This is a genomic window from Faecalibacterium sp. DFI.5.82, assembly GCF_029076575.1.
GTDB classification, from domain to species: domain Bacteria; phylum Bacillota; class Clostridia; order Oscillospirales; family Ruminococcaceae; genus Faecalibacterium; species Faecalibacterium duncaniae.
In genome coordinates this window covers 1-295 of the sequence record NZ_JARFIS010000905.1, presented here as the reverse complement: position 1 = coordinate 295, position 295 = coordinate 1, and the positions used below count along the sequence as shown (strand labels likewise).

The 295-nt window shown below is 56.6% G+C and carries 1 protein-coding gene; it reads right to left on the bottom strand.

Annotated elements, in window-relative coordinates; translation table 11 throughout:
- Positions 1 to 295: extracellular solute-binding protein (locus tag P0G09_RS19440; RefSeq protein WP_275253495.1), on the bottom strand; the 295-nt coding region annotated here is incomplete at both ends.

Here is a 295-nt window from a genome sequence, read left to right as displayed (position 1 = left end):
CTCGCCGCCGATCATCTTATCAAAGATCTCATCCATAACGTAGGCCTGCACCAGCGGTTTTTGCGCTTTCAGGGTCTCCACCACCACGTCCACCTCTTCCGGGGTCTCGGGGTTGATGCTGGTACCGTTCTTGAACGCCGCAATGGCGTAGGCATCACGGCTGTTGTTGAACATCAGGATGTTGCCCGCGTACTGCTCGTCCCACAGGTCAGCCCATTTGGTGGGGGCTTTCTCCACCATGGTGGTGTTGTAGATGATGCCGGTGGTACAGAGCATATTGGGCACGGTATAGGCG